General features: G+C 70.4%; 27 protein-coding genes. 12 read left to right on the top strand and 15 right to left on the bottom strand.

Annotated elements, in window-relative coordinates; translation table 11 throughout:
• Positions 1 to 160 precede the first annotated feature (160 nt).
• The 7 genes from ASF60_RS09490 to ASF60_RS09460 all read right to left on the bottom strand — a co-directional run bounded on the left by ASF60_RS09490 (position 161) and on the right by ASF60_RS09460 (position 7,693).
• The gene (locus tag ASF60_RS09490; protein WP_056183761.1) at positions 161 to 865 is read right to left on the bottom strand and encodes a response regulator transcription factor; all 705 of its coding nucleotides are present in this window, start codon (positions 863 to 865) and stop codon (positions 161 to 163) included.
• Positions 862 to 2,499, bottom strand: a complete 1,638-nt coding sequence (locus ASF60_RS09485) for a sensor histidine kinase (RefSeq protein ID WP_056183759.1) — start codon at positions 2,497 to 2,499, stop codon at positions 862 to 864. The genes ASF60_RS09490 and ASF60_RS09485 overlap by 4 nt, the downstream gene beginning before the upstream one ends.
• Positions 2,500 to 2,767: 268 nt before the next feature.
• The gene (locus ASF60_RS09480; RefSeq protein ID WP_056183757.1) at positions 2,768 to 2,974 is read right to left on the bottom strand and encodes a hypothetical protein; all 207 of its coding nucleotides are present in this window, start codon (positions 2,972 to 2,974) and stop codon (positions 2,768 to 2,770) included.
• A gap of 205 nt (positions 2,975 to 3,179) precedes the next feature.
• Positions 3,180 to 3,974 carry a formylmethanofuran dehydrogenase subunit C gene (locus ASF60_RS09475; RefSeq protein WP_056183755.1) on the bottom strand — a complete coding sequence of 265 codons (795 nt, stop codon included), beginning with the start codon at positions 3,972 to 3,974 and terminating at the stop codon, positions 3,180 to 3,182.
• Positions 3,971 to 4,927 carry a formylmethanofuran--tetrahydromethanopterin N-formyltransferase gene (gene fhcD / locus ASF60_RS09470; RefSeq protein WP_056183753.1) on the bottom strand — a complete coding sequence of 319 codons (957 nt, stop codon included), beginning with the start codon at positions 4,925 to 4,927 and terminating at the stop codon, positions 3,971 to 3,973. Before fhcD ends, ASF60_RS09475 begins: the two co-directional genes overlap by 4 nt.
• Before the next feature lie 49 nt (positions 4,928 to 4,976).
• On the bottom strand, positions 4,977 to 6,620 hold the full coding sequence (locus ASF60_RS09465; RefSeq protein WP_056183751.1) for a formylmethanofuran dehydrogenase subunit A: 1,644 nt from the start codon (positions 6,618 to 6,620) through the stop codon (positions 4,977 to 4,979).
• Positions 6,614 to 7,693: a hypothetical protein gene (locus tag ASF60_RS09460; RefSeq protein WP_056183750.1), complete on the bottom strand. Its 1,080-nt coding sequence runs from the start codon at positions 7,691 to 7,693 to the stop codon at positions 6,614 to 6,616. Before ASF60_RS09460 ends, ASF60_RS09465 begins: the two co-directional genes overlap by 7 nt.
• A 405-nt stretch (positions 7,694 to 8,098) precedes the next feature.
• Here ASF60_RS09460 and ASF60_RS09455 point away from each other — a divergent pair, with 405 nt between their 5' ends.
• The 7 genes from ASF60_RS09455 to fae all read left to right on the top strand — a co-directional run bounded on the left by ASF60_RS09455 (position 8,099) and on the right by fae (position 14,947).
• Positions 8,099 to 9,067, top strand: coding sequence for a beta-ribofuranosylaminobenzene 5'-phosphate synthase family protein (locus ASF60_RS09455; protein WP_156633998.1), 969 nt, complete (start codon positions 8,099 to 8,101; stop codon positions 9,065 to 9,067).
• A 110-nt stretch (positions 9,068 to 9,177) separates the two neighbouring features.
• Positions 9,178 to 10,071: an NAD(P)-dependent methylenetetrahydromethanopterin dehydrogenase gene (locus ASF60_RS09450; RefSeq protein WP_056183746.1), complete on the top strand. Its 894-nt coding sequence runs from the start codon at positions 9,178 to 9,180 to the stop codon at positions 10,069 to 10,071.
• A 212-nt stretch (positions 10,072 to 10,283) separates the two neighbouring features.
• Positions 10,284 to 11,234 (top strand): ATP-grasp domain-containing protein, encoded by a 951-nt coding sequence (locus tag ASF60_RS09445; RefSeq protein ID WP_338011503.1) that lies wholly within the window; start codon positions 10,284 to 10,286, stop codon positions 11,232 to 11,234.
• Positions 11,231 to 12,217, top strand: coding sequence for a methenyltetrahydromethanopterin cyclohydrolase (gene mch / locus ASF60_RS09440; protein ID WP_056183744.1), 987 nt, complete (start codon positions 11,231 to 11,233; stop codon positions 12,215 to 12,217). The genes ASF60_RS09445 and mch overlap by 4 nt, the downstream gene beginning before the upstream one ends.
• A 187-nt stretch (positions 12,218 to 12,404) precedes the next feature.
• A complete protein-coding gene (locus ASF60_RS09435; RefSeq protein ID WP_056183742.1) occupies positions 12,405 to 13,316 on the top strand; it encodes an ATP-grasp domain-containing protein in 912 nt (303 codons plus the stop codon).
• The gene (locus tag ASF60_RS09430) at positions 13,313 to 14,215 is read left to right on the top strand and encodes a triphosphoribosyl-dephospho-CoA synthase (RefSeq protein ID WP_082507837.1); all 903 of its coding nucleotides are present in this window, start codon (positions 13,313 to 13,315) and stop codon (positions 14,213 to 14,215) included. Before ASF60_RS09435 ends, ASF60_RS09430 begins: the two co-directional genes overlap by 4 nt.
• Before the next feature lie 219 nt (positions 14,216 to 14,434).
• Positions 14,435 to 14,947, top strand: a complete 513-nt coding sequence (gene fae, locus ASF60_RS09425) for a formaldehyde-activating enzyme (protein WP_056183739.1) — start codon at positions 14,435 to 14,437, stop codon at positions 14,945 to 14,947.
• A gap of 136 nt (positions 14,948 to 15,083) precedes the next feature.
• Here the strand turns inward: fae and ASF60_RS09420 are convergent, their stop codons facing one another.
• Positions 15,084 to 15,779, bottom strand: coding sequence for a HisA/HisF-related TIM barrel protein (locus tag ASF60_RS09420; RefSeq protein ID WP_056183738.1), 696 nt, complete (start codon positions 15,777 to 15,779; stop codon positions 15,084 to 15,086).
• Positions 15,780 to 15,841: 62 nt separating this feature from the next.
• Here ASF60_RS09420 and ASF60_RS09415 point away from each other — a divergent pair, with 62 nt between their 5' ends.
• The gene (locus ASF60_RS09415; protein ID WP_244478381.1) at positions 15,842 to 16,894 is read left to right on the top strand and encodes a hydantoinase/oxoprolinase family protein; all 1,053 of its coding nucleotides are present in this window, start codon (positions 15,842 to 15,844) and stop codon (positions 16,892 to 16,894) included.
• Positions 16,891 to 17,091, top strand: coding sequence for a hypothetical protein (locus ASF60_RS09410; protein WP_056183735.1), 201 nt, complete (start codon positions 16,891 to 16,893; stop codon positions 17,089 to 17,091). Before ASF60_RS09415 ends, ASF60_RS09410 begins: the two co-directional genes overlap by 4 nt.
• A 609-nt stretch (positions 17,092 to 17,700) precedes the next feature.
• Here the strand turns inward: ASF60_RS09410 and ASF60_RS09405 are convergent.
• The 7 genes from ASF60_RS09405 to ASF60_RS09375 all read right to left on the bottom strand — a co-directional run bounded on the left by ASF60_RS09405 (position 17,701) and on the right by ASF60_RS09375 (position 23,630).
• The gene (locus tag ASF60_RS09405) at positions 17,701 to 18,612 is read right to left on the bottom strand and encodes a YncE family protein (protein WP_244478380.1); all 912 of its coding nucleotides are present in this window, start codon (positions 18,610 to 18,612) and stop codon (positions 17,701 to 17,703) included.
• Between the two features lie 53 nt (positions 18,613 to 18,665).
• Positions 18,666 to 19,202 carry an SRPBCC family protein gene (locus tag ASF60_RS09400; protein WP_056183731.1) on the bottom strand — a complete coding sequence of 179 codons (537 nt, stop codon included), beginning with the start codon at positions 19,200 to 19,202 and terminating at the stop codon, positions 18,666 to 18,668.
• A gap of 30 nt (positions 19,203 to 19,232) precedes the next feature.
• Entirely contained in the window at positions 19,233 to 19,829 is a 597-nt protein-coding gene (locus ASF60_RS09395) for a DUF447 domain-containing protein (RefSeq protein WP_056183728.1), read from the bottom strand.
• A gap of 4 nt (positions 19,830 to 19,833) precedes the next feature.
• On the bottom strand, positions 19,834 to 21,468 hold the full coding sequence (locus tag ASF60_RS09390) for a DUF6513 domain-containing protein (RefSeq protein ID WP_274533551.1): 1,635 nt from the start codon (positions 21,466 to 21,468) through the stop codon (positions 19,834 to 19,836).
• Positions 21,465 to 22,055: an amino acid kinase family protein gene (locus tag ASF60_RS09385; RefSeq protein WP_056183727.1), complete on the bottom strand. Its 591-nt coding sequence runs from the start codon at positions 22,053 to 22,055 to the stop codon at positions 21,465 to 21,467. Before ASF60_RS09385 ends, ASF60_RS09390 begins: the two co-directional genes overlap by 4 nt.
• Positions 22,055 to 22,783 (bottom strand): (5-formylfuran-3-yl)methyl phosphate synthase, encoded by a 729-nt coding sequence (locus tag ASF60_RS09380; RefSeq protein ID WP_056183724.1) that lies wholly within the window; start codon positions 22,781 to 22,783, stop codon positions 22,055 to 22,057. The genes ASF60_RS09385 and ASF60_RS09380 overlap by 1 nt, the downstream gene beginning before the upstream one ends.
• A gap of 301 nt (positions 22,784 to 23,084) precedes the next feature.
• On the bottom strand, positions 23,085 to 23,630 hold the full coding sequence (locus ASF60_RS09375; RefSeq protein WP_082507836.1) for a DUF3280 domain-containing protein: 546 nt from the start codon (positions 23,628 to 23,630) through the stop codon (positions 23,085 to 23,087).
• A 251-nt stretch (positions 23,631 to 23,881) separates the two neighbouring features.
• On the opposite strand from ASF60_RS09375, the gene ASF60_RS09370 reads away from it, so the two are divergent.
• The 3 genes from ASF60_RS09370 (at position 23,882) to ASF60_RS09360 (ending at position 26,978) form a co-directional block, all read left to right on the top strand.
• A complete protein-coding gene (locus ASF60_RS09370; RefSeq protein WP_056183722.1) occupies positions 23,882 to 25,129 on the top strand; it encodes an ABC transporter substrate-binding protein in 1,248 nt (415 codons plus the stop codon).
• A gap of 177 nt (positions 25,130 to 25,306) precedes the next feature.
• Entirely contained in the window at positions 25,307 to 26,323 is a 1,017-nt protein-coding gene (locus tag ASF60_RS09365) for a YVTN family beta-propeller repeat protein (RefSeq protein ID WP_056183720.1), read from the top strand.
• 220 nt (positions 26,324 to 26,543) lie between these two features.
• Entirely contained in the window at positions 26,544 to 26,978 is a 435-nt protein-coding gene (locus ASF60_RS09360; RefSeq protein ID WP_056183718.1) for a hypothetical protein, read from the top strand.

Genomic DNA, 26,978 nt, shown 5'->3' with positions numbered 1-26,978 from the left:
ATCGTAAGACACTGACGGCGCAGTGGTTTCTGTCGCCGGAGTGATATCGACAATTTGGCTCGGCAGTTCAAGCGCTAAATTGCCGGTTTCTCCCATCGACCCCTGCGAATCCGCGGCCGGCGTTAACGCGGGGTGCCGCCTCGGTGCCGGAAATCCGGGCTCAGTGCCGGAAATCCTGACCTTTCAGGTCCAGCATGAAGCCCCGTCCCCGGACGGTGACGATGACCGGACCGCCGAGGCGGACGAAGTCGGAGAGCTTCGTGCGCAGGTAACCCACGTAGACATCGACGACATTCAGCGACAGGCCGCCCTGGCCGGCCCAGAGCTTGTCGAAGATGTCGCCCCGCGTCACCGGATGGTTGGCGTTGTCCATGAGCAGGGCGAGCAGTTCCGCCTCGCGGGGGGTGAGGCGCGCCGTCGCATCCAGGAATCCGACCTGCCGGATGTTGAGATCGAGGACGAGCTTCCCGGCCGTCACGATGGTGCGCGGCTCCTCCGACGCCTTGCGGCGCAGGAGATGGGTCTGGAGCCGGGCCAGCAATTCGTCGAAGACGAAGGGCTTCACGATGTAGTCGTCGGCGCCGAGCGCCAGCCCCTCGGCCCGGTCGCGGACCTCGTCGCGCGCCGAGAGGAAGAGAATCGGTCCCGGATAGCCGCCTTCGCGCAGCGAGCGGCAGACATCGTGGCCCGACCCGTCCGGCAAGGTGATGTCGAGCACCACGGCTTCGGGTGAATCGGCCCGAGCCGCCGCCAGGGCGTCGTCGACGCAGCCGGCGACGCCGACCGAGAAGCCCTCGGCCTCGAGTCCCCGGGCCAGCATGGCGCGGATGTCGCTGTCATCCTCCACGATCAATACGCGCGTCATGCCGCGGTCTCCTTTCCGACCCGATCCGGGCCGTCCTGATGCTGCGTCCCGGGATCGGATTCGGTCACGGCGGAGTCCACGACCGGCAATTCGAGGGCGACCTGGGCGCCCCGGCCGTCGGGTCCGCTGCGCAGGTGGATCGACCCATCATGGCGCTCCACCACCCAGCGCGCCAGGGCCAGACCGATGCCGAACCCCGTTTCGCCCGACGGGCTCTCGCGGCGGAAGCGCTCGAACAGCCCATCGCCGAGATCGGGGAAGCCCGGCCCGTCATCCGTGATCGTCACCACGCCGCGCAATCCCTCCACCGCCGCCAACGCCACGGTCACCCGGGTGAGCCCGGTGGCGTGGCGCAGGGCGTTGTCGATCAGGCTCTCGATCACCTGGCGCAGCCACTCCCGGTCGGCGAGCAGCCTGGGGTCGTGGCCGGAGGGGGCCAGGCTCAGCGCCACGCGCCGGCGCGCGGCCTCCGACGCCATGCCGTCGACGGCGTCGGACAGGATCGCCGCGACGGCGACCGGGCGCCGGTCCAGTTCGATCTGGCCGGATTCCGAGCGGGCGACCCGCAGCAGATCCTCGACGCGGCGCTGCAGACGCAGGGCCCGCTTGCGGATGGTGGCGAAGACCGGACCGAAATCGACCTGACGCCCGGCCGAGCGGGCGGCGATGTCGCACTCGCCCAGGATCACCGTGAGGGGCGTGCGCAGCTCATGGCTGACATCGGCGAAGAAGCGCCGGCGCGAACGGTCCACCGCCTCCAGGCGGGCATTGGCCGCGCGCAGGTCGAGCGTACGGGCCGCAACGGTGTCCTCGAGCGAGGCCCGGTCCGCCGCGAGCCGGCCCTCGCGCCGGGCCAGACGGGCGGCCATGCGGTTGAAGTTCGCCACCAGCAGGCCGAGCTCGTCCCGGGTCGCCACCGACAGGCGGGTGTCGAGTTCGCCGCGCCCGACCGCGCTGGCGGCGCGGCGCACCGCCTCGATCCGGGCCAGCACCGGCCGGGTCACCGCCCGGTAGAGCAGCAGCACGAGGGCGAGGGCCCCCGCCACGGCGGCGAGGGAGGCGATCCGCAGGGTACCGGACAGGGCGCGCGCCGCGTCGGAGCCGGCGATCATCGAGCGGCGCTCGACCTCGATCAGGAAAGAGAGGGGCTGGCCCGTCATGGCCCCGAAGCCGTTGAGGGCACCCCGGATCGCCGCCCGGCGGGATTCATCCTCGGACTGGCGCAGCACCTGCGTCACCTGCCGGTCGAGCACGGCGCGCGCCGCGCGCAGCTGGGCCAGGGGCCGGGTGCGGGCGGCATACTGGGTCCGGTCGAGGGGATCGTCGCTCGCCGCGATGCTGCGCCCCAGGGCTTCGTCGACCGCCACCAGGGCGCGGTCCACATTGGCGCGCGCCACCGCGAGTCCCTCCGGCTGCGCGTCCGGGTTGCTCACCGCCTCCAGGGCGGCGAGCCCGTACTGGGTCATGCGGCCGGAGAGTTCGACCAGGAGTTCCAGGCGCCCCTGCGCCGCCAGCGTCCGGTCGATGGTGCGCTCGGCGGCGCTGATCGAGGCGAGGACGCCGATGGCCGCCAGGACGACGAGGAGCGCGGTGCCCCCGAGCAGCATGGCGAACCGGACCTTCAGCGAGCGCATGGTGGTGCCGACATCGTCCTACCCGATCGTCTTACCGAACCGCTTTGCCAAATCGTCCCGAGATGTTTCCCAGGGCCTCACCAGGACTGCACTGCCATCCGTGCGTGCCTGATCATCCCGTCTGCTCCGGCGATCTTGCGAACAACATCGCGGATGCAGGCTCTGTAGGCTCAGGGTCGGCTCCGTTGCAAGCGCTACCGTGTGGGAGCGTCATCCAGTGAAAGCGTCCCGGCGCGGACAGGAGATGCGGGAAGCGCGGGCGTCCCGGTCAGAGATCGCGCGGCTGGCTGCCCCGGACGGCACAGCGCCACTTGGTCACCTGCCATTCGGGATGGTCCGCCTGCCACTTGGCGATGGCGCTCTGGGAGTTGCGCAGGCAGATGTTCGGGCTGCGCGCTTCGAACGACAGGTCGATCTTGTCCTCGCGGCACTGCGAGGGCTGCGACAGGAGGCAGATCGAGAGCAGAATGAGCATCGGGAGGCCGGGTTCGCGCTGCGGAAACGCGGAACGCCGGCACTATGCTGCCGCCCGCGGTGGCAGAAAATCGTCCGATCGGGAGGATTGTGCAAGTCCGGATGGCGATCGCCCCCAGATCGCCCCCGGCTCGACCGAGGGCGAGGGGATCGGCGCATTCCGCCGGGCCGCCCCGGCAGGCGAGCCCGGACGGCCGGCGACGGCCTCAGGCCGTCACCCAGAGCTCGCCCTTGCCGAGGGTCGCGAGATCCCCCGAGTAGCGCGTCAGGGCTCCGGCGGCGAGATCCGCATGGGCGGGGCTGAGGGGCCGCAGGGCGCGGGCGAGGAGGCGCAGGAACACGAGATCGTGCGAGCCGGTCTCGACGAAGCTGGGGCTGAGCGCCCCGACCGCGCCGGTCAGGATGGTGCCCCGGCGCATGCCGAAGCCCGGATGATCGCCGAGACTCGTCGCCGCGATGGTGCCGGCGATCATCCGCGCGCCCGCATGGGCACCCGCCCGGCCGACCAGGATGAGGCCGCGCCGCATGCGGTCGCCGAGATAGTCGCCGGCGCTGCCGCGGATCACCAGGGTGGCACCGTCGAGACCGGCCTTGGCGGCGTAGACCGCACCGCCGGCATGGTCGCCGGCATCGCCCTCGATGGTGATCGTACCACCGGTGGCGCCCGAACCCGCGAAGGGGCCGGCCGAACCGGTCACCGTCACCGAGCCGCTGCTCATGCCTTCGCCGAGGCGCTGTCCGACATCGCCGGTGACGCGGATGGAACCGCCGCTCAGCGACGCGCCGACCCGGTCGAGGCGCGACGAGCCCCCCTCGATGACGAGTTCGTCCGAGCCGTCGAGGGCGAGCGTGAAGCAGTCGCCCAGGGTCAGGCCGCGCCGGCCGGTGCCGACGGGGAGCCTGGTCGCCTCGGCCTCGGTCAGGCCGCTGAGCGCCAGCGGATTGACGTGCAGGAAGTCGAGCCGCTCCGGCGGCTCCTGGCGCAGGGTGAGGGTGCTCATGCCGCTCCAGCCTCGCTGCCCGGCTCCTTCGAGAGCAGGTTCTTTAGGTGATAATGGTGGCGGCCGAGATTGCCGCCGTAATTACCGGCCGTGACGGCCACCAGCCCGTGCGCCGCACCGACTTCAGTGGCCGCATGCAGGGCCGCGCGCATCGATTCCGCCACCGCATCGGAGGTCAGCGCGTCGATGACGATCTCCAGGACGACGCCGACCTCGGCCGAGAGTTCGGTGCCGGCCCGGCCCTTGAGGGTCGGGCAGTAGGCATCGTTGGTCGAGGCCATCATGCCCTTGGTGCGGGCGCCCACCTTCGAGCCGGAGCGGACGATGCCGCCCGGGAAAGGCAGGATCGCGCCCGAAACCGAACGGGCGGCCTCGACCGCGATCTCGGCGACCTTCAGGGTGTCGGGGTGCTTGCGCCCGAGGAACAGCAGGTTGCCGCCGCCGACCGCGCCGTCCACCGCGCGGACGAAGTCCTCGCACAGGAACTCGCCGTCCATGACGGGGATGCGCCAGTAGCGGCGGGCCTTGCCGGTGACCGGGTCGGTCAGGCGCTTGGCCACCGCGAAGCCGTCGCCGAAATAGCGGATCGCGCCCCCGAGCTTGATCTTCGTGGGGCCTTCCACGCCGGCGTAGCAGGCGGTGCCCGGGCAGGTGAGGATGCACTGGCCGACGCGTTTGAGGAGCTGGTCCTTGAGGCCGTTCGGCTCGAAGCCGAACAGCAGCACGCGCACGCCGGGGCGCCCGTCCGGGGTTTCCTCCGGAGACAGCTCGCAGTCGATTCCGGCCTCGGCGCCGCAGCCGATCACCGAGGTGGCAAAGCCCGTCATCACGGTGGCGGCGATCATCGCCCACTTGGCCGTGTCGTTGGTGATGATGATCGCCGTTCCGGCGACGTCGAACGCCTCCGCGAAGGTGTCGATCACCGGAATGCCGTTGAGGGTGAGGTCCGTCATCTCAGTCACCGGTCCTCACGCGTTGCGCGGAGCGCACATCCGATTTCGTTCATGACCGACATGCGACCTCCGCGAACACGTCCGGTTTCGGGAAGGCCTCGTCCGGCACCGCGAAGCTCTTCAGGCCCGTGCCGAAACGGTCCTGCAGATAGGTTTCGGAGCGGGCCACCATCGCCTTGTCGGACTCGACGGCGAGTTCGAGGGTGCGGCCGGAGCGCCAGGCCACCACCTCGCCGTCCTCCACGATGGTCTCGCCGTCCTTGAGCACCAGCTTGGCGCGGGCGAACATGGCGGTGCGGTTCGGGTCGTCGCGGTAGATCGCGACGTCGGCCCGGGCGCCCTCGCGCAGGTGGCCGCGATCGGCGAGCCCGAGCAGCTTGGCCGGCCCCGAGCGCGTCAGCTGGGCGATCTCGGAGAAGCTGTACTCGCGCTCGATGGCACAGAGGCCGGAGCGCTCGGCAATGACCTTGTGCAGGCCGGCGATCTCGCGGTCGCGCTCCTCCTTGTCCATCAGGAAGTGGATGATGCGCGGGTAATCGGTGAACGGGCCACCGTTGGGGTGGTCGGTGGTCAGGATGGTGCGCTCCGGCTCCTTGGACAGCAGCATCAGCTCGAGGCCGATCGCCCATTGCAGGGAGCTCACGGGGCCGCGCGGCTTATATAGGAACGGCACCACGCCACCGCCCTCCGCATCCCCCGCGTTGACGATCCACTTCTTCGGGTTGGCGCCCTTGCGGCCGGCGAACTGGCGCAGGATGTCCAGCGAGATCGTCACGGTCTGGCCAAAAGCGACCTGGCCGACGTCGTAGGTCGCGTTGGGGTGCGCCTCCATCGCCTCGGTGATGCGCTCGGCCGCCGAGCGGAAGCCGCCGGTCAGCGGATTCTCGGGGTCGGCGACGCCGTAGCCGTAGAACTGGGCGTGGGCGAAGTGGATGCGCCGCCCTTCCGCCGCCTCCAGGGTCGCGACGAACGACTCGTCCGCGCCCGGGATGCCGAGATTGTTACAGTGGACGTGCAGCGGGTGCGGCACGCCGATCTCCTCGACCGCGTCGAGGAGGGCGCCCATGATCTTGCGCGTCGACAGACCGTAGACAGGGATCTCGTCGTCGAGGCTGAGCTTCAGCATCCCGTCCTTGAAGGCCGAGGCGCCACCCGCGTTGATGCACTTCACGCCGAGGCCGCGCGAAGTCGCCACCGAGAGGGCGACGAGATCGCGCACCGCAGCCTTGCCCTCACGCTCCCGCAGGAGCTGGAGCAGGTGGTCGTCGTTGCCCATCACCGTCAGGGCGCCGCGATCGAGGAGCGGGATGTCGGCGAGTTCGAGCTGGGTCGCCAGGGCGTTGGCGGGCGGCATCGCCGGCTCGACCGCGAGGGTGTAGCCCATCCGGGCGTAGTTCGCGCCGATCCAGGCGGCCGAGCCGCCCGCATGCGCGAACGGATGACCCTCGGGCGCGGCCTCGCTGGCGTAGAGCTCGGGCAGCAGCAGGCGGCTCATCACCACGTTGCCGCCGGCGATGTGCGAATGAACCTCGACGCCGCCGGCCATCACCACACAGCCGGTGGCGTCGATGGTGCGGTCGGGCGCACGGTCCGAGGCGGGCACCACGCGCCCGTTCTCTATCCAGACCTCGCCGACCGCGTCGCGGCCGGCCGTCGGGTCGACGACCCGGCCTCCGTGAATCCGGATCAGCATGCGGCGGCCTTCTTCTGCATGAGGCGTTCGTGAATGGCGGTGAGGATGCCGGCCGCGCTCAGTTCGGCCGTCGGGCCAGGAGCCGGCGCATAGGTGATCGCCGCCCGGCGCTCGTCCCACAGGGTTCCGCCGGCGCTCTCACCGGGGACGCCCACGGCGAAGACCACGTCGGCGACGTCGCCGCCGGCCTCCGGGCTGCCGACGCCCACGATGGCGACGCTGGGCAGGGTGCCGAGCCAGTCGGGGCGCGGGGCGGGCAGGGAGGCGAGCCACAGGGCCGCATCGGCCTCGCCGGCGGCGATCTGGCGGGCGCTGTCGAAGCGCCAGGGATCGTGCTCGGGCACATGACGGCCGAACCCGACGCGGGGGGCCTGGCCGGTGGTCCAGGCGGCAAGCTGCAGCAGGGCGCGACCCTGGAACGGATCAGCCAGGGGCAGGCCGAAGAAACGCGTGACCTCGTTGAGATCCTTGATCATGCCCTGGAGCATCTCGACGCCGAGTTCGCCGATCTCGGCCGGGTCGTACAGGACGACGCCGTACTGAGCGGCGGCGAGGCGCCGGGCCAGATCGGCATAGGCCGCCTCGCCGGCGAGGTTGCCCTTGAGGAAGGCGCGCAGGTGCGCCACCGAGACGGCGAGGCCGCCGGCCTCCGCCGGGTAGGCCACGTGCCGGGTGGCGCCGTTGCGCGGACCACCCAGGGACAGGATCACCCGTTCGGCGCCGGCGGCGCGGCCCCGCGTCGCCTGCGTGCCGGCGATGTCCTGCACGATGGGACGGTCCCAGGGGGCGTTGCCCACGATGAGGACCGCATCGGCCCGGCCGACCGTCTCGGCCGGCGTCGTCGTCATGGCCCCGGTGTGGCTGAGGGCTCCGAGTTCGGCATAGAGGCTCGGGCCGGCCACGGGATCGACGGAGGCGCCGAGGGCGTCGGCGAGGTGGTACGCGGCGCGCACCGCGCTCAACTCGGCGCAGAGCCCCGCCAGGACAGCATTCTGCGCTGAAGCGAGGAGCGTGGCGGCGGCCTCCACCGCCGCGTCCGCGTCCGTCGCACCACCCTTCACCCAGGCCGCCATGCGTTGCACCTTGGAAAATCGAGGGCCCGGCGCGCGCCGTGTTCGGCGTCGCGCACGGCGGGACTGAGCCAGTCCATGTCGTTGGGGCGGCACGTTTGCATCGCGGCCGCTTTCCAGGCAACCCCCCCGGACCCCTTCGGGCGAATCAGGGTCCCGGCGCCGCGCCGGAAGATTTGACCGATGCGCTTGCGACGGGTCGCCGCTCCGTGGGAGAAGCCGCCGGGCGCAAGGGTCGCGGCCCGGGGTCATCACCGAGGGGTCGTGACCGAGGAGTCGTGGCGGAAGAGTCGTGGCGGAGGAGTCTTGGCGGAAGCGTCATGGCTCGCCGAGTGATCCGAGGCACGAGGTCGGATGGGACAGGACCGCGTGGGACAGGGACGTGTCACGATGGAGGGACTCGACGTGATGCGGCCGACGAGCGGACCGGGCGCAGCCGCTGCCGGCCTGCGCGTCCATGCCCCGGCCCGTCTGCATTTCGGATTTCTCGACCTGCATGGCGGCCTCGGCCGGCGCTTCGGCAGCATCGGCCTCGCCCTCGACGCCCCCGCCGTGGACCTCACGGCGCGGCCGAGCGACCGCCTCGACGTCACCGGGCCGGAATCGCGCCGTGCGGCGGCCTACGCCCTGGCGGCGGCGACCCATCTCGGCATCCCCGGTCACGCCGCGCTCACCATCGACTCCGCCATTCCCGCCCATGCGGGCTTCGGCTCGGGCACGCAGCTCGCGCTCAGCGTCGCGGCGGCGCTCGCCGGCCTCGCCGGGCGCCCCTTCGCGCCGGAGGATTTCGCCGACGCCCTCGACCGGGGCAACCGGTCGGGCGTCGGCCTTGCGGCCTTCACCCAGGGCGGCCTCATCGTCGACGGCGGGCGCGACCCCGAGGGCAACCCGCCCCCGGTAATCGCCCGGCTGGCCTACCCGGAGGCCTGGCGCGTCGTGCTGATCCTCGACACCGGCATGACCGGCGTCCACGGCAGCCGCGAGGTCGCGGCGTTCCGCGATCTGCCGCGCTTTCCGGAGGCCCAAGCCGCCGAGATCTGCCGCATCGTGCTGATGCAGGTGCTGCCGGCGGCCGTCACCGCCGAACCGCTCGGGTTCGGGTCCGGCATCACCCGGATCCAGCAGCTGATCGGCGACCATTTCGCCCCGCACCAGGGGGGACGCTTCGCCAGCCCCGCCGTGGCCGAAGCCCTCGCGGCGATCGCGGCGGAGGGCGTGGCCGGCTACGGCCAGAGCTCATGGGGGCCGACCGGCTTCGCCCTGATGCCCTCGGAGGCGGAGGCGCGCGCCCTCGTGGCCCGGCTCGAGCGGCCCGGTGCCTTGAAATTCCTGATCGCCCGCGGGCGCAACACCGGCGCGTCGGTGACGACGCTTTAAGACGAAGCCCGCTAAACCGAAGCTTCGGGGCACCCGGACCGGGTCGCCTTTGACAATTCGACGCCTCGGCGCACGATCGGGCCGCGTCACAGCATGAAGGGAGTCCGACGATGGCCCGCTCGATCCTGCACATGATCACGCCCCTGAAGCATATGAGCCCGTTCGACGTGAACATGGCGGCGGATGCAGGCTTCGAGACGATCGCGACCTACACCAACGCCACGCTCGCGGACGTGACGACCCTGGTTCAGGACTCGATCTTCTCGCGCAGCCCGCAGGACGGCGTCCGCACCGGCATCTTCATCGGTGGCAAGAACGCCGAGGACGCCCTCGACATGGTCGACCGGGCCAAGAAAGCCCTGGTGCCGCCCTTCGCCAACCACATCTTCGCCGACCCCGCCGGCTCCTTCACCACCGGTGCCGCGATGGTGGCCGAGGTGACCCGCGCCCTGAAATCGAAGTTCGACACCGGCCTCGAGGGCAAGCGCATCGTGATCTTCGGCGGTGCCGGCGTCGTCGCCTATGTCGCCGCCGTGATCGGCGCCCTCCACGGCGCCAACGCGGTGATCGTCGGCCATGACGGCGAGGAGCGTGTCAGCAAGATCGCCAACACCATGCGGTGGCGCTTCGGCGTCGAGGTCGAGGCCGTGGACGGCTCCACCGTCGCCGCCCGACGCGCCGCGATCGGCAAGGCCGACGTCATCCTGTCGGCCGGCCCGGCCGGCATCCCGATCCTGACGGCGGAGGATCTCAAATCCGCCCCGAACCTGCTCGTGGCCTCGGACGTCAACGCCGTGCCGCCGGCGGGCATCGCCGGCATCGACGTCAACGCCGTCGACGTGCCGCTGCCCACGGGCCGCGGTGTCGGCATCGGCGCGCTGGCGGTCGGCAACGTCAAGTACCAGACCGAATCCCGCCTGTTCCGCCGCATGCTCGACGCCGACGAGCCCCTCTGCCTCGATTTTCGCGATGCCTACACGCTGGCCGTCGAGGTGGCGGGCTGAGAGCGGGCCAATCGGAGCCGGGTGCCGGACGGACCCTCCTCATCGCGGCCCAGTCCGGCCGGGCCCTGGCCCAGGCGGCCCGGCGGGCGGGTCTGCGGCCCCTCGTCCTCGACCTGTTCGGCGATGCCGACACGCAGGCGCTCGCCGAGGGCTACCGCCAGGCCGAGGGCCGCTTCGGGGCCGGGCTCGCGGGTGATGCCCTCGTCGCCCGCTTGGACGAACTCGCGTCCCTCGGATCGGACAAGCCCCTCGGCATCGTGCTGGGCAGCGGCTTCGAGGCGGCGCCCGCGCTGATGCGGGCCATCGCGGGTCGCTACCTTCTCCTCGGCGCCGGCCCGGATTGCGTCGGTGCGCTGAAGGACCCGCTCGCCTTCGCGGCCCTGTGCCGGGCGCACGGCGTGCCGCACCCGGCCGTCACCCGCGACCCCGTGCCGGACCGGTCCGCCTGGCTCCTCAAGCGGGCCGGGGGCTCGGGCGGCACCCATATCCGCCGGGCGACCGCCGGTGCAGCGCCGCCCGGTGCCTATTTTCAGGCCCGGGTGCCGGGCCGCGCCATCGCAATCTCGGTCCTGGCGGCCGGCGGCGCCGTCCGGGTGGTGGGCGTCACCGAGCAATGGTGCGCCCCGTCTCCCCTGCATCCCTTCCGCTATGCCGGCGCCCTGGAGCGCGGCCGCCACGAGGCGCCGATCCTCGAGCCCCGTCTGCAGGCGGACATCGTCGCGGGCGTGACCCGCCTCGCGGCGGCGACCGGCCTCACGGGCCTCGCCAGCGCCGACTGCCTCGTCGACGGCGAGGCCTGGTGGCTGACCGAGATCAATCCGCGCCCGGGGGCGACCCTCGACGTGCTCGACCGGCGCGCGACACCCCTGCTCGGCCTGCATATCGCCGCGAGCCTCGGCCACCTCGGCGATCCCGAACCCGCACCGGTGGATGCGGCGGCGTCCGAAATCTGCTACGCGGCCAGCGGCTACGCGCCGATACCGCCGATCACCTGGCCGGATTTCGTGCGCGACCGCCCAAGACCCGGCACCACGGTGGCGCGCCACGCGCCCCTGTGCACCCTGTTCGCCACAGGGCCGGACTCGGCCGCCACGAGAGCGATGTTGCGAGGCCGGGCCGCCGAATTGCGGACCCAGCTCGCCCTGACGGAGGGACACCCATGACCACGAGCCCGAGCGGCGCGAAATTCCCGTTTCCGAGCGTCAACGCTCTGACCGCTCCCCTGGTGGAGCGGCTGGTCGCCGATGCCGAGGCCCTGCGCCTGTCCGTGACCACCGAGAACGGCGCCCGCATGGTCGATGCCGGCGCCACCGTGCGCGGCTCCATCGAGGCCGGCCGCCGCATCGCCGAGATCTGCCTCGGCGGCCTCGGTACTGTCTCGATCGCGCCGTCCGGCCCGATCGCGTCCTGGCCCTATTCGGTCATCGTGCACGCCGCCGATCCAGTCATCGCCTGCCTCGGCAGCCAGTATGCCGGCTGGTCGCTGGCCGACGAGACCGGGGATTCGGGCTTCTTCGCCCTCGGCTCCGGCCCCGGCCGCGCCGTCGCAGTGGTGGAGGACCTCTACGGCGAGCTCGGCTACAAGGATTCCGCGCAGCAGACCGCTCTGGTGCTGGAAGCCGCCGGCGGCCCGCCGGCCTCCGTCATCGCCAAGGTGGCCGAGGCCACCGGCCTGGCGCCTGAGCAGCTCACCTTCATCTACGCCCCGACCCAGAGCCTGGCCGGCTCGACCCAGGTCGTCGCCCGGGTGCTCGAAGTCGCCCTGCACAAGGCCCACACGGTCGGCTTCGATCTGCACAAGATCGTGGACGGCATCGGCACCGCCCCGCTCTCGCCGCCGCACCCGGATTTCATCCAGGCCATGGGCCGCACCAACGACGCCATCATCTACGGCGGCCGGGTGCAGCTCTTCGTCGAAGCCGACGAGGCCGATGCCCAGCAGCTCGCCGAGCAGATCCCGTCGTCGAATTCCGCCGACCACGGCGCGCCCTTCGCCGACATCTTCTCCCGGGTCAACGGCGACTTCTACAAGATCGACGGCGCCCTCTTCAGCCCCGCCGAAGTCATCGTCACCTCGATCACCACCGGCAAGAGTTTTCGCGGTGGCAAGCTGATGCCGGAGCTGGTCGAGGCGTCGTTCCGGTAAAGCGCCGATGCATGAACCCTCCCCCTTTGCGGGGGAGGGTGGTCGCGGAGCGACCGGGAGAGGGGCCACATCCTCTCCGAATCTGGCCCACCCCTCTCGCGGGATTTAGTCCCGGCCCGACCCGCCTGACGGGCCACCGTCTCCGGCGGTGGGGAGACGGGATCGACGTCGAGGTTTACGAAGAACAATGCGGATCGGGCTCGCGGCCGATAACGGCAACTGGCACAAGGCGCGCTTGAAGGCCGCCCTCGAACAGCTCGGCGCCGAGCCGGTGCTGTTCTCCCTGGCGGACGTCGCGGTGGTGACCGGGGGCCCCGAGCCCCTGCGCGTGCCGGGTTTCCAGACCCTGCCGGACGGCGTCCTCCTGCGCACCATCGCGGGCGGCACCTTCGAGGCGACCACCCTGCGCCTCGGCGTCCTGCACGCGCTGGCTGCCACCGGCACCACGCTGTGGAATTCCCCCGGCGCCATCGAGCGCTCGGTCGACAAGGCGATGACCAGCCTGCTCATCGATCGCGCCGGCCTGCCGACCCCCGAGACCTTCGTGGTCTCCCGGCGCGAGGCCGCCGCCGAGTTGGTGGCACGGGAGGCGGGGCCGGGCCGACCCCTGGTGCTGAAGCCGCTGTTCGGCTCGCAGGGGGAGGGGCTCCAGCTCATCGAGCGTCCGGAGGACCTGCCGGACGAGGAGGCGGTGTCCCGGGTCTACTATCTCCAGCGCTACATCGCCCGCACCGACGGGCTGTGGCGCGACTACCGGGTCTTCGTCTGCGAGGGCCGCGCCATCGCGGGCATGATTCGCGAGGGCGACGGCTGGATCACCAACGTCCATCGCGGAGGCCGGCCGCTGCCCTGGGCGATGCCGGAGGCCGCGGCCGAACTGGCCGAGCGCGCGGCGGCGGCGGTCGGCGTCGACTACACCGGCATCGACCTCGTCGAGGATGGGGCGGGCGGCTACCTCGTGCTCGAGGTGAACTCGATGCCGGCCTGGTCGGGGCTGCAGCGGGTCACCGAGGTCGACATCGCGCTCGCCGTGGCGCGCGGCTTCCTCAACGCGGTGCGGGCGGCGCATCCGCCCCGCCTCGTCTCGGCCCTGGGATGAGCGGGCTCGATCCGGGCACGATCGCGGAGGCCTATCGGGCGAGCTGCCGCGACGAACTCGACGCCCTGAAGCCCGGCAACGTCCACGCCTTCGCCGACGGCCACCGGATGGCGGTGGCGGATTTCGTGGCGAGCGCAGAGATCTCGGCGCCGCACCTGACGGATGCCGGCGCCCCGGTCGGCCGGCGCGTGCTCCGGGCCGTCGAGGCGACGATGGAGCGCGTCGGCCAGAACACCAACCTGGGCATCCTGCTGCTGTGCGCGCCCCTGGCGAAGGCGGCGGAGACCGGTCGCCCGCTGCGCTTAGCGCTTCAGGCGGAACTCGACGGCTTCGACGAACAGGACGCGCGCGACGTCTTCGCGGCGATTCGCCGGGCCAACCCGGGCGGCCTCGGCCGGGCCGAGCGCCACGACGTCACCGACCCGGCGGTCCCCCTCTCGCTGCGGGCCGCCATGGCGGAAGCCGCGCCGCGGGACGCCATCGCGCGCGCCTACGTCACCGGGTTCGCCGATCTCTTCGCCATCGGCCTGCCGGCCCTGACGAGCGCCGCAGCGCGTGGTCTGGCGCCGCCCTGGAGCACGACGGCCCTGTTCCTGGCCTATCTGGCCCAGGTGCCCGACAGCCACGTGGCGCGCAAGCACGGCCCCGAGCGGGCGGAAGCCCTGCGGATCGAGGCCGAGGCTCTGCTGTCCCTCGACCTCGCGCTCGCGCCGGTGACGGCCCTGCTGGCGCAGGACACGGCCTTGAAGGCCGCGCGCCTCAACCCCGGCACCAGTGCGGACTTCACCGTGGCCACGCTGTTCCTGGCGCGGCTCCTCGGCGGGCTGGGCGAAGCGGACGCGACGGCCGCGTCCGGAAACGATGCGAAGAAAGCCGACGCGGATCGCCGGTTTTCCTAACCTCATGCGAAGGTTCCGTCCGGACACGAATAAATTGCCGGCCTGCACCGTCCGCATAGGGTTGTTCCCGGCCAGACCCCAGAGTAGGGTCCGCGCCGCGATCCGGGCTAACCGGTCCGGTCCCTCGATGGACTGGACGCCGTGAACAAGGATAGCTGCCGGCCGCCCCCTGAGCTCGGGAGCGGCCACGTCTTTTCAAGACTTTGGGAGAAACCCCACATGGCGAAGATCAACAAGGTTATGGTCGGCGAAGCCCTCGTCGGCGATGGCAACGAAGTCGCCCACATCGATCTGATCATCGGACCGCGCGGTTCGCCGGCCGAGGCCGCTTTCTGCAACGGCCTCGTGAACAACAAGCACGGCTTCACCAGCCTGCTCGCGGTCATCGCGCCGAACCTGCCCTGCAAGCCCAACACCCTGATGTTCAACAAGGTCACCATCAACGACGCCCGTCAGGCCGTCCAGATGTTCGGCCCTGCTCAGCACGGCGTTGCCAAGGCCGTTCAGGATTGCGTGGCCGAGGGCACGATTCCCGCCGATGAGGCCGACGACCTGTTCATCCTGGTCGGCGTGTTCATTCACTGGGAAGCGGCCGACGACGCCAAGATCCAGAAGTACAACTACGACGCCGTGAAGCTCTCCATCGAGCGCGCCGTCAAGGGCGAGCCCACCGCTGCCGTCGTCACCGAGCAGCGCAACTCCGCGTCGCACCCCTTCGCGTCGAACGCTTAGATCGGGGGCAGTCCTGGGCAGAGCGCGCCTCCGCCCGCACCGCGGGGCCTGCTCCAGCGACTGGCTTCCATCTTCCTCGGACGATGAACATGAGACGGGGCGGCCTTCGGGCCGCCCCTCTTTTTTGTCCGGTGCCTCAGAGCCTTGTAGGCCCGCGCAGGGCGCCGTCGTGGATCGCCGAGGCGATCAGGGCTCCGGCGATGCCGTGCGCCTTCAAGGCGGCCACGTCGGCCCAGCCCCGCACCCCGCCCGCCGCGTAGAGACGCGTCGAAGGATTCGAAGCCGCCAGGGCCGCGAGCCGGTCGAGGTCCGGTCCGGCCCCGATGCCGATCCGCCCCAGGGTCATCACGATCACGTCGCACGGCCAATGCGCCGGCGCGTCGTGCAGGGCCGCCGGGCCGAGCCGCTCGCCGCCGCGCGTGTCGAGGGAGAACACCGCCCGGTCACCGAGCGTCCGAACAAGATCCGCATCGGCCTGGCTCTCGCTGCCGATCACCGGCCGGCCGAGATGGGCCGCCAGGAAGGCCTCGACCCCGGCCGGTCGCGAAAATCCCGCATCGACCCACAGGGTTGTGCCCGGGCAGGCGGCCGCGATGGCGGAAAGGCTCGCGATGTCGGGCGCCGCACCATCGACGATCGCGTCGAGGTCGGCCACGTAGAGGATGCGGGCCGGCACCGCCCCCAGCAGCCCGCGGGCGACGTCCGCCGGCGCCGACCCCTTTGCCAAGGGCGTCCTGATCGGGGCATAGGAGTCGCGGTCCCCGGCCCGTGCCCGCACCACCGCTCCGTGGCGCAGATCGATCACCGGAATGATCTCGAATTCGTCCGCCATCCGGCTTCCTCCGATGTTCAGGCCCGCCCGTGACACCACAGACTCCATCCCCTGACACGCCGGTGATCGGCTGGGATCTCGGCGGGGTCCATGTCAAGGCAGCTTTGGTTCGCAACGGCGGCGTCGAGACCGTGGTGCAGGCGCCCTGCCGGCTCTGGCGCGGGTTGCCGGCCCTCGACGAGACGTTCGCGCAATTGCCCGATTGGGCCCGGGCCGAGGCCCATCACGTCGTCACCATGACGGGGGAACTCACCGACTGCTTCGCCGACCGGCAGGACGGGGTGACGCAGCTCGCCGGCTGGGCCGGGCGGACCCTTCCGGGCGCGGTGCGGATCTACGGCGGCCGCGCCGGGCTGCTCGATCCGGATATGGCTCCGGCGCACGCCGCCGCCATCGCCTCGGCGAACTGGCACGCCACGGCGGCCCTGATCGGACACCACCTCGCCGACGCCCTCCTGGTCGATATCGGCTCCACCACCGCCGACCTGATCCCCATCGTGAGCGGCCAGCCGGCGGCGACCGGCTACAGCGATGCCGAGCGCCTGGAGACGGGCGAACTCGTCTATACGGGCGTGGTCCGCTCGCACCTCGTCGCTCTGTCCGACCACGCTCCGTTCCAGGGCCGCCGCACCCGGCTGATGGCCGAGACCTTCGCCACCACCGCCGACATCTACCGCATCCTCGGCGACCTGCCGGAGGGGGCCGACCAGCAGCACAGCGTCGACCTGAAGGGCAAGTCGCTCCCCGAGAGCGAGACCCGGCTGGCCCGCATCGTCGGCCGCGACCACCGCGAGGGCAGCGCCGCCGACTGGCGCGCCCTGGCGGCGCATTTCTCCGAGAGCCAGATGCGGCTCTTGCACGATGCGGCCGCCCTGCTGCTGTCGCGGCCCGACCTCCCGGCCGATGCGCCCCTGGTGGTCTGCGGCGCCGGCCGCTTCCTCGCCGAGCGCCTGGCCGCGCGCCTCGGCCGGCCGGCCGTCGCCTTCACCGACCTGATCGCCGGCCACCTCGCCGAGGCCGGCGCCGACTGGGCCTCCACCTGCGGCCCCGCCGTGGCGGTGGCGCTGCTGGCCGCCCATCCATCCTGGAACCCTGGAGAGAGACCCCGCGCATGAGCACGACGCAGAAACTCGCCCGCATCCTGGCCGCCCGCTCAGGCAGCGGGATCGAGCTGGCGCTGGCCACCGAGTCCGGCCAGACCCTCAAGGTCCTGGCCACCTCCGAGCAGATCGACATGCTGGTGGACGAGCTGGAGGACATCCTGAACTCGCCGGAGGAGCCCGAGGCGCCGGAACCGCCCGCTGCAGCGTAGATTTCAATTTACAATTGTGTAATCAATTTGCGGACTCTCGAAGTCGAGAAATCCAATTGAGGACACAGTATGATTTATTTGGAGCGCGCACTTTTCGTTGTTGGCGATCAAAATGATGGGAAGAGTTCTCAGATCAGAGATACATATAGAGATCAAAGATTCCATAATAACGGCCACTCAAGGATAGGCGACAACGGCAAGCTACCAACTTGGACTGGTCTTTCGAATGACAGGTGGCTACATATACGGCTGACATCACCCCATGAATATGGAGAAGGGTTCGATCGATTTATCGAAAAAATTGAATCTACTGAAGACAAAAAAACTAGTAAATATCGATGGAATTTCCTATGTGCGCTTCAGACAAATAGATTCGGGAATATGCTGGATTCCGAGAAGGTTGTCTTGGAATTTAATAGGATTTACAAACCCGAGAGATCTGAAATAGCATTGATACATACAGGCTATGGCGGAAAAATTAGGACGCCCGCTGAAATTGATCGCATCTCAACGTGCTGTCGAACAAACAATATCCAATTTAGAATGATCGACGCACGAATTGATAACGGACTAGCCTTAGCCGATTTTTTCGATTTCACCTGATTGTTACTACCGCAAGAAATCCCCGAACGCCCTCGGTCCGTCCGGGACCTTGATCTCGCCCGTCACCTTCAGGGTGGTGGCGTCGATCACGCTGAGGGTGTTCGAGCCCCAGTTCGCCACCGTGAGGGTGCGGCCGTCGCGGGAGGCGGCGATGCCCTCGGGGTGGTCGCCGACCTCGATGGCGGCGACGTTGGTGAGCGTCTTCAGGTTGAACACCGTGACGGTGCCGGAATACTGGTCGGTGACGAAGCCGCGCGGGCCGGCCAGCGCCACCACGTAGGGGCGCTCGCCGGTGGTCACCCGGCCGAGTTCGCGTCCGCCGGTCACGTCGATGACCGAGACATCGTTGGAGGTGACGTTGGCGGTGTAGGCGCGGGCGCCGGCCGCATCGAGGGTGATGCCGAAGGGATGGCGCCCGACCGGGATCTTGCGGGTCTCCCGGGCCGTGGCGACGTCGACCACCGAGACCGAATCGCCCTCGCGGTTGGCGACCAGCAGCGTGGCGCCGTCGGGCGTCACGGCGATCCCGGACGGGGAGGCGCCGACCTGGATCTCGGTCTCCAGCGTGGCACCGTCGGGCGAGACCACGAAGATCCGGCTGCCATACCAGTCGGCCACGTAGACGGCGCCGGATTTCGGGTTGACCGCGATCCCCAGAGGACCGCCGGGCAGGACGAGGGTGCGGGTCACCGTGCGGGTGGCGAGATCGACCACCGCCAGCCCCGGCCCCTCGGGGCGGGTGACGTAGGCGGTCCGGCGGTCCGGCGAGAGGGCGATGCCGGCGGGCGCGCCGTCGATCGGCACCTGCGCCGCCACCGTGCCGGCCTCGAGATCGACGATCGCCAGCACGTTCGCGCCCTGCGCGGTGACGAGGGCCTCGTCGGCTCGGGCGGGCGCACCGAGCCACAGGAGGCTCAAGAGGAGAGGGCCGGCAAGGCGCCGGCCCGTCCCCGTTCTCAAACGTGGAGCGATCAAGAACCGCTCTTCTCGAGCTTGGCCTTCAGGGCGTCGAGGCCCGTGCGGTAAAGGCCGCGCACCGCCTTCTGGGAGGCCTCGTCGTTCAGCTCGGGCGGCGGATCGTTGTTCATGTAGCCGCGGTAGAAGGCGCCGTCCCAGACGACCTTGGACTTGCCGCCGCCGGCATCCTCGACCTTCAGGGTGGACGAGTAGTCGTTCACTGGCAGGGTCTTCACATCGACCTTGTTGATCCGGTACGAGTAGCTCATCTTCTCGGCGGAGTACTTGTACAGCTCTTCGTCGACGGTGGCGCCGCCCTTGAGCGTCAGGGTCCGGGTGGCCTTGATCTCGTTGCCGCCCTTGCCCTCGGTCTTCTCGACCGGCGGCAGCCAGCTCATGTCCTGGAAGTTGCCGATCACGGCCCAGACCTTGTCGGGGGCCGCGTTGATCTCGACGGTCTCCTCGACCTTCTTGCGGGTCGGGCCGTGCGCCTGGGCGCCGAACGACACGACGGCGAAGGCCGCCGCACTCGCCAGAGTGAATAGCTTCATCGGGTCCTGGTCTCCTCGGGAACGCACATTCTAGGGTGCTGGGGGGGAACGCTCGAGGATGCGGTCTTCGCGGCCCAGGGCCGTGGCCACCTTGTCCTCGATCCAGTCCCAGGCCTCGCGCTCGGCGGGCCCGGCGGTCTTGGCGATCGCGATGGCGTGGTAGCGCATCTCGGTCAGGATCTTGTCGGGCTCCAGCATGTGGAGGCGGGTGGAGAGGATCGCCGCCTCCAGCACCGCCGCCTGTGCCCGGTTATAGCCGAAGAACGGCATGTGCGCGGCCGAATGGACCATCCGTCCCCGGTAACGCGGCCGCACCGGGTCGTCCTCGATGGCCACCACCTCGAACTCCGCGTGGCCGAAGCTCTCGGCGAGGCGGCGGCCGTCGATCCGGTCGCAGGGCAGGGTGACCCAGTCGCGCCGGCCGGTCACGGCCCCGGCGATCACGCGTACGTCGCTCGGGCTGGAAGCGGCGAAGACCGGGTTGTCGGCGAGATTGAGGATGGTGGGGGAGGGCCGGAACGGGGCCAGGATCCAGTCCGCCCCGTCCTGGATCAGCCCGAACGGCACCAGATGCAGCGCGCCGTCGCGGGCGGTGGTGGTCACGACGGTCTCGAGGATCAGCGGCACGGGATCAGGCCTTTCCCGTCGCGGCCGGGGTCCGGTCGGGCACGAACGTGCCGCAGACGATGCGGCCGCCGCCCTCCGGGGGCGTCTCCGGCACCGCGTCGGCGGACGGCTCCTCGCCCGGTCCCGTGGTCTCCGGCGCAGTCGCGCCGGCCTCGACCGGAGTTGCGTCGCGGGCGACCGTCTCGGCGGCGGCGGGACCGGAATGCTTGGTGTGCCCGGCCTTCTTGAAGGCTGTGGTGTCCTCCACCTCGGCATCGGCGGCCGCGCCCCAGACCAGGGCCTCGTCCTGGACATAGCGCTTGCCGAGGCGCCAGGCGGTCTCGGCCTTGGTCAGCTCGCCGCCGAGATAGAAGGCGTGGGCACCGTCGCTGGCCACGTCGAGGCGGGGGAAGAACGCCATCGCGTCGGTGCCGATCGTGTGAACGTCGCGGTTGAACACGTGGATGCCGTCCTCGGCCACGGCGATGCGGTAGTTCGGGTCCTTCACCTCGGCCGCCTGGGCCGCGATCTCGTCCGGGGTCTGCACATAGGGCCGCTTGTCGTGCAGCGCCAGCAAGCTCCGTCCATAGCCCTTGGGCAGGGCCGAATCGGCATGGGCCGCGAACATCACCCGGCGGGCGGCGTCGTGCTCCTCCACCGTGCGGCGGGTGTGGTTCGAGACCTGGACGATGAGCACGTTGCGGATGGCGAGTTCCGAGCACATGCCCACCAGCAAGGCGGTGACGCCAAGGCTGTCGGCCTCGGTGAGTTCGGTGAGGTTGCCGGTGCCCATCATCATCTCGATGCCGGGCCAGCGCCTGCGGGTCTCGTGATAGCGGGTGATCGACTCGACGAAGCCGAAATGGATCGGCTCCAGGATCGGGTCGGCCATGTAGGGCCGCCCGGCCCTCTCCATCCGCTCGATGGCGCGGTCGAGGGAGGGGAGATCGTCGGGCCGCACCGGCACCAGAACCGGCACGGCGTCGGTCTCGAAGGCGAGGTCGAGAGTGTTCTCGTTGAGGCTGAGCAGGTAGTCGGCCCCGGCCCGGGCGCCGCGCGTCAATTCGTCGAGGGAGAACGAATCGACGCTCACCCGCAGTCCGGCGCCCTTCAGCAGGCGCACGCACTCCTCGAGATGCGGGAAATCGGTGTCGGGCAGGCCGCCGAGGTCGATCACGTCGGCGCCGCGCCGGGCGAGGTCGAGGCCCTTGGCCAGGATCTGCTCGGGCGTCATCTTCGAGGCGTCGACGATCTCGGAGAAGATGCGCAGGTCGTGGCGGGAGAGATCGACCGTGCGCCCGGCCAGCCCGAGATAGGCCGGCAGGTCGACGATCTCGTCGGGGCCGCGCTCCACCGGCAGACCGAAATGCTGGGCCAGCGCCTCGGGATTCGCCCGGCAGCGCCCCGGCAGGACGATGCGGGTCGCGCCCTCCGGGATCGTCACCCGGCGCCGGATGATCTCCTCCGTCATCAGGGCGGCGACCTTCACGCCGGCATCGGCGATGCTCCAGGCGTAACGCTCCGGCGGCAGGGTGGCGGCGACCTTCTCCAGCCGCGCCTTGGCCATGCGGCCGGTGATGAAGACGAGGTGCTCGGGCGAGACGGGCTCGGACGAAGTCGGGTCGGGCGAGATCGGATCGGATGCCGTCGGGCTGCTCATGCGGCGGCCCTCCGCAGGTCCGTGCCGGGGCCGAGGATCTCGATGCGCCCGGCATAGCGTTCGGCGAAGGTCGGGAAGGCCGCATCGACCAGTCCCATCCGGGCGAGGTCGGTCCAGCGGGTGCGCAAGGGGCGGTCGACCGACTTCACCAGCAGGCAGACCGGCGCCCCCACGGTGCCGGCGAGCCAGAGGGCGAGGCTGTCTGAGGTGACCTCCCAGGTTTCCGGAATATCGGGATGCCCGGCCTTGAGGGCGACGGGGTCCCAGACCGGCACCCGCCCGGCCGCGAGGGCGTCCGCGATGGAAGCGAGGTCGCGGGCGACGACGAGACGGGGCTCCACCTGCGAAACGATCTCGGCCATGTGGCCCATGGCGTCGAGGGCGAGGCGGTGGGCGAGGGCATCGGAGAAGCCCAGGGCGCTCTGCGTCGTCCGCACCGCATCGGCGAACGGACCGCCGCCGGGCACGAGGAGGCAGGGGCCGAGCTCGCCGTCGGCGAGGCGTGCGAGCTGCGCCCGCAGGCGGCGGGCATCGGCCACGAGGCTGCCGCCGATCTTCACCACGGTCGGGGCGGCGCCGAAGCCCATCAGGCGGCGTCCCGCCGCGACAGGGCGCGCAGGAGGCGCACGGCCTCGGTCACCCGGGCGGGATCGAGGCCGCGCCTGCGGTCGCTGGCCGCGCAGAGGCCGCCGCGGAACCCGAGATAGCCGGCCCCGAGGGGGGCCAGCGCGGCGATGTCGGTGAGCGCCAGGGAGCCGGCAAGTCCCGAGACCAGGCCGTGCGACCGGCAGGCCCCGGTAAAGGCCGCCAGGGCCGGAAGGGGCAGGTGGTCGGTGAGGCGGCGGCCGTCCTTGCCGGCCGTGTCGATCATGGCCCCAAGGAAACCGGCGCGGGCCAGGCGCGGCACCAGGTCGAGGGCGCCGCCCGCCTCGGCGAACAGCACCGCGATCAGGCGACCCGGCGCCGCGGCGGCGGCCTCGGCGAGATCGTCGTCCGCCCACCCGGAGCGCACCGCCACCTTGACGAAGCCGACACCGGTCGCCGCCATGGCGTCGATGCAGGGACGCAACGCCGGCCGGTCCGGCTCGCCCGCCACCGCGCTGGTCAGCGCACCGCCCTCGACCCGCGCCACGATGGCGCGGACGCGGTCGGGCGAGAGGGCGCCGAGCGCCCCGCGGTCGGGGTCCTTGGCATCGACGAGATCGGCCCCCGCGCGCGCCGCCAGGGCGGCCTCGTCCCCATCGCGCACGCTCACGAGGAGGCGCGGCGCGGACGCGGCGGGATCGGAGGGAGGACAAACGCGGGACGAAGACATCAGCGCGGGTTTCGGTTGCCTGGGATCTCGGGCGGGGTCTTGGGCGGGGTCTTGGGCCGGGTCTCGGAAGAGACCAACGACGACGCCCGGGTCGGGAAGCGCCGCGCCCGTGACGGCGCGGCCGGGGCAGGTTGGGCCTCGAGCGGACGCTTCCGGCCTGTGCGGGGGCCTAGCGCATGGACCGCAGGAAGGGAAACCCCTTTGAAGACAGGAGATCCCTTCGAAGATCCCTTCCAGGAAGATCCCTTCAAGATAAGGAGATCTCGTGAGCGGGATTCCCTGATGTCGAAACGCCGCCCGGTCACGACCGGTTCGGCAGCGGCTCGGCCAGGATGCGATTCTTCACCACCCAGCGCATGGCATGCGCCCAGGTGTCGTCGGTGTCGGCGCGGATCACCACGCGGCCGCCGCGGATGATCTTGCCGGTGCCGGCCTCCGCGACGGTGACGGTGAGGTTGAAGATCTGGTTGGAGCCCTTCTCGACGTAGCCGCTGACCGCGAGATCGGCCCCGAGGCTCTTGGCGATGGCGGCGGCGCAGCCGTCGCATTTGTAGAGCGGCGCCTGCTTGGCGATCTCGGCGGCCTGGGGCGCCACGTCGACAGCCTCGACGCTGTCCCCGAGGGCCTTGCGCAATTCGTCGGTGACGAGCCCGAGGCGCCGGACCTCGTCGGGGCGAGCCTTGCGGCCACCGACCACGCCGGGATCGAACAATTCGACGCCGAAGATGGCGGCCTTCTCGGGCGCCGCCTGCGCCGGAGCCGTGAGGGCAGCGACCGCCACCAGGGCGGCGAGGGGCCAGCCCAGCCAGGAGCGGACCGACGACCGGTCGTTGGAGAACAGAGCCATGGGCAGACCTCTCCGGGTGAAGCCGGACGCGACGGGCATCGGAGAACGCGCCGGTGCGTTCGGCGATCCCGCGCCCGTCATCAGTTCTACGAGATCGGCCCGGAAACGGGCGAGCGGGCGGGCGGGCAATTGCCGCGCGAGGGCCGGGCTTGGCCCCGAAGTTCCCTGAAGGACGGGACGAAACTCCTTAGGAACCCCTTATCAATCCGCGATTGAGCGCAGGTCCGCAATGTTGTTAGCCTGCCCGCCACATGCACAATCCTGCTCGCATCCTTCTCGCCCCGCTTGCCCTCGGCCTCAGCCTTTCCGGCCTTTCGGCCGCACGGGCTCAGGAACCAGTCGCCCGGGAACCTACGGCCGCGATCGCCCCCAGCGAGACCGCGATCGGGCTGATCTACCGGCCGGAGGCGGCGCCGTCCTCCTACGACGCCGAGGCCGTGCCGGAGGACGAGGGCGTCGCCGGCGCCCGGATGGCGGTGAAGGACAACAACAACACCGGCCGCTTCACCAAGCAGACCTACCGGCTGGACGAGGTCGCCCTGGAGCCCGGCACGGGCGGCGATGGCGGCCAGAAGGCGGCGGCGGCCGCCCGCGACCTCGCCGGGCGCGGCATCCGCTACCTCATCGTGGCGCTGCCGGCGGACGAGGTGCTCGCCGTCGCGGATGCGGTGAAGGGGCAGGGTGTCACGGTCTTCAACGTCGCGGCGCCCGACGACCGCCTGCGCGGGGCCGATTGCCGGCGCAACGTCTTTCACGTCATCCCGAGCCGGGCGATGCAGACCGATGCCCTGGCGCAGTTCTTCACCCTGATGCGCTGGCGCAAGATGTTCCTCATCGTCGGCCCGCAGGAGAACGACCGGCTCTATGCGGACGCCTTCAAGACGTCCGCGAAGAAATTCTCCCTCAAGATCAACGCCGAAAAACCCTGGACCTTCGGGCCGCTCGCCAAGGCGCGCGGCGACACGCCGACCCGCTCCGAGGCGATGGTGTTCACGCGGGGCGTCGATTACGACCTCGCCATCGTGGCCGACGAGCCCGGCGACTGGGGCGATTACGTCCCGTTCCGCACCGTCGACCCGCGCCCGGTGGCCGGCACCCAGGGCCTGATCGCCACCACCTGGCACCCGATGCTGGAGACCTGGGGGGCGGCCCAGGCCCAGAACCGGTTCCGGCGCCAGAGCGGCCGGCTGATGCGCCCCCTCGATTACCAGGCCTGGGAGGCGGTGCGCTCGGTCGGCGAGGCGGCGACCCAGAAGAAGACCGCCGATCCGGCGGTGCTGGCCCCGTACTTCGCCGAGCCGGGCTTCAGCCTTCCGGCCTACAAGGGCGTCTCCCTGACCTATCGCCCCTGGGACCACCAGCTGCGCCAGCCTCTCATCGTGGTGCAGCCGAAGGCCCTGGTCTCGGTGGCGCCCGAGCAGGGCTTCACCCACCAGCGCACGCCCCTCGACACCCTCGGCATCGACCTGCCGGAAACCACCTGCAAGTTCGCGGATTGAGCAAGTTCGCGGATTGAGCCCTCACGTTCGCGAGAGACCCGGACGGGCTCTCGCCCACCTGCGGCAACACGGTCCTGTGCCCGCTTGCAGTCCTGCGCTCCCCATGAGACGGGGCTGCACTATAATAACGCCCCATCAATCGCGGACGACACAGCGATGGCCCCAAGGAGGAACCCCATGAGCCGCGGCTTCAGGGCAGGCGCGCCCGGTACGGTACTGGGCCTGGCATTGCTGGCCGGCACATCGTTGGCAGGCTTCGGGCTCGCAGGCGTATCGCCGGCGCAGGCCTACACGGTCTACGTCACCAACGAGAAGGGCAACTCGGTCAGCGTCATCGACACCGAGACGATGGCGGTGACCGGCACCTGGAAGGTCGGGCGGCGCCCGCGCGGCGTCACCACCAGCAAGGACGGCAAGGAATTGTTCGTCTGCGCCAGCGACGACGACCGCATCGACGTGCTCGACACCAGCTCGGGCAAGGTGGTGCGCTCGCTCCGCTCCGGTCCCGATCCGGAGCAGTTCATCCTCGGGCCCCAGGGCAACCTGCTCTACGTGGCCAACGAGGACGACAGCCAGGTCACCGTCATCGACGTCGAGAAGAACAAGGTCATGGCCGAGGTCCCCGTGGGCGTCGAGCCGGAGGGCATGGGCCTGTCGCCGGACGGTAAGGTCCTGGTGAACACCTCCGAGACCACCAACATGGCCCACTTCATCGACACCACGACCTTCCAGGTGATCGACAACATCCTGGTGGATGCCCGCCCGCGCTTTGCCGAGTTCACGGCGGACGGGAAGTATCTCTGGGTCTCGGCCGAGGTCGGCGGCACCATCAGCGTCATCGACGTCGCCGCCCGCCGGGTGATCAAGAAGATCACCTTCAAGATCCCGAGCGTGAACGACGAGGCGATCCAACCGGTCGGCATCCGCATCACCCGGGACGGCACCAAGGCCTTCGTGGCGCTCGGCCCGGCCAACCGCATCGCGGTGATCGACGCCAAGAGCTACGCGGTGGAGAAGTACCTGCCCGTGGGCCAGCGCGTCTGGCAGCTCGCCTTCACGCCGGACCAGAAACTGCTGTTCTCCACCAACGGCTCCTCCAACGACATCTCGGTCGTGGACGTGGCGGCGGAGAAGGTGGTGAAGAGCATCCCCGTCGGCCTGCTGCCCTGGGGCGTCGCCGTCTCGCCGAACTGAGCAATCGGTTCGTCGACAGAGCTGTAGGAGATCGACGCGTCCCTCTCCCCTGTGGGGGAGAGATCGGAACCGGGGATCGTCGGGTGACCCGCAGCCGGGTAGCCTGGCAGCCCCCACCTCCGACTCTGCCCCACAAGCGGGCGGAGGGCGCGGAGCGACCAACGAGACACGTCCGCCCCAAGGCGGCACCGCCCTGAGGCGGCAAACGGGAGGACACCGAATGAAGCGGACGATGCGGATCACCGCGCTCGCCCTGGCGACGCTCCTCGGCGCGGGGTCAGCCCAAGCCCTCGATCTCACGAAGAAGCGCCAGAACCTGCCCGACCTCGTGCTCGGCAACGAGGAGGGCAACGACTTCGTCGTGGAGAACAAGGAGATCGAGCTTGAATCCGGCAAGGCCTATCGCCTGCGCATCGTCGCCAAAGGCCGGCAGGAGTACAAGTTCTACGCCACCGAGTTCTTCCGCAACATCTGGTTCAACCAGATCGTCATCCAGCACCTGGAGATCCACGGCAGCGGTCCGCCGGACCACCTGGAATTCGACGATCCGGGCGAGATCGCGATCGAATTCGTGGCGATCAAGCCGGGCGAGTATCCCTGGTCGGTGCATGGCCTCGAATCCAAGGGCATGACCGGCAAGTTCGTCGTCAAGTAG

Origin of the sequence: Methylobacterium sp. Leaf113 (assembly GCF_001423325.1) — a bacterium.
Classification (GTDB): Bacteria; Pseudomonadota; Alphaproteobacteria; order Rhizobiales; family Beijerinckiaceae; genus Methylobacterium.
This window is presented reverse-complemented; position numbering and strand designations above follow the sequence as displayed.

What these genes read in the sequence shown, in the direction of transcription:
- ASF60_RS09490 (WP_056183761.1), bottom strand. Translation starts at nt 865, where the DNA reads ATGACGCGCGTATTGATCGTGGAGGATGACAGCGACATCCGCGCCATG.
- ASF60_RS09485 (WP_056183759.1), bottom strand. Translation starts at nt 2,499, where the DNA reads ATGCGCTCGCTGAAGGTCCGGTTCGCCATGCTGCTCGGGGGCACCGCG.
- ASF60_RS09480 (WP_056183757.1), bottom strand. Translation starts at nt 2,974, where the DNA reads ATGCTCATTCTGCTCTCGATCTGCCTCCTGTCGCAGCCCTCGCAGTGC.
- ASF60_RS09475 (WP_056183755.1), bottom strand. Translation starts at nt 3,974, where the DNA reads ATGAGCACCCTCACCCTGCGCCAGGAGCCGCCGGAGCGGCTCGACTTC.
- fhcD (WP_056183753.1), bottom strand. Translation starts at nt 4,927, where the DNA reads ATGACGGACCTCACCCTCAACGGCATTCCGGTGATCGACACCTTCGCG.
- ASF60_RS09465 (WP_056183751.1), bottom strand. Translation starts at nt 6,620, where the DNA reads ATGCTGATCCGGATTCACGGAGGCCGGGTCGTCGACCCGACGGCCGGC.
- ASF60_RS09460 (WP_056183750.1), bottom strand. Translation starts at nt 7,693, where the DNA reads ATGGCGGCCTGGGTGAAGGGTGGTGCGACGGACGCGGACGCGGCGGTG.
- ASF60_RS09455 (WP_156633998.1), top strand. Translation starts at nt 8,099, where the DNA reads ATGCGGCCGACGAGCGGACCGGGCGCAGCCGCTGCCGGCCTGCGCGTC.
- ASF60_RS09450 (WP_056183746.1), top strand. Translation starts at nt 9,178, where the DNA reads ATGGCCCGCTCGATCCTGCACATGATCACGCCCCTGAAGCATATGAGC.
- mch (WP_056183744.1), top strand. Translation starts at nt 11,231, where the DNA reads ATGACCACGAGCCCGAGCGGCGCGAAATTCCCGTTTCCGAGCGTCAAC.
- ASF60_RS09435 (WP_056183742.1), top strand. Translation starts at nt 12,405, where the DNA reads ATGCGGATCGGGCTCGCGGCCGATAACGGCAACTGGCACAAGGCGCGC.
- ASF60_RS09430 (WP_082507837.1), top strand. Translation starts at nt 13,313, where the DNA reads ATGAGCGGGCTCGATCCGGGCACGATCGCGGAGGCCTATCGGGCGAGC.
- fae (WP_056183739.1), top strand. Translation starts at nt 14,435, where the DNA reads ATGGCGAAGATCAACAAGGTTATGGTCGGCGAAGCCCTCGTCGGCGAT.
- ASF60_RS09420 (WP_056183738.1), bottom strand. Translation starts at nt 15,779, where the DNA reads ATGGCGGACGAATTCGAGATCATTCCGGTGATCGATCTGCGCCACGGA.
- ASF60_RS09410 (WP_056183735.1), top strand. Translation starts at nt 16,891, where the DNA reads ATGAGCACGACGCAGAAACTCGCCCGCATCCTGGCCGCCCGCTCAGGC.
- ASF60_RS09400 (WP_056183731.1), bottom strand. Translation starts at nt 19,202, where the DNA reads ATGAAGCTATTCACTCTGGCGAGTGCGGCGGCCTTCGCCGTCGTGTCG.
- ASF60_RS09390 (WP_274533551.1), bottom strand. Translation starts at nt 21,468, where the DNA reads ATGAGCAGCCCGACGGCATCCGATCCGATCTCGCCCGACCCGACTTCG.
- ASF60_RS09385 (WP_056183727.1), bottom strand. Translation starts at nt 22,055, where the DNA reads ATGGGCTTCGGCGCCGCCCCGACCGTGGTGAAGATCGGCGGCAGCCTC.
- ASF60_RS09380 (WP_056183724.1), bottom strand. Translation starts at nt 22,783, where the DNA reads ATGTCTTCGTCCCGCGTTTGTCCTCCCTCCGATCCCGCCGCGTCCGCG.
- ASF60_RS09375 (WP_082507836.1), bottom strand. Translation starts at nt 23,630, where the DNA reads ATGGCTCTGTTCTCCAACGACCGGTCGTCGGTCCGCTCCTGGCTGGGC.
- ASF60_RS09370 (WP_056183722.1), top strand. Translation starts at nt 23,882, where the DNA reads ATGCACAATCCTGCTCGCATCCTTCTCGCCCCGCTTGCCCTCGGCCTC.
- ASF60_RS09365 (WP_056183720.1), top strand. Translation starts at nt 25,307, where the DNA reads ATGAGCCGCGGCTTCAGGGCAGGCGCGCCCGGTACGGTACTGGGCCTG.
- ASF60_RS09360 (WP_056183718.1), top strand. Translation starts at nt 26,544, where the DNA reads ATGAAGCGGACGATGCGGATCACCGCGCTCGCCCTGGCGACGCTCCTC.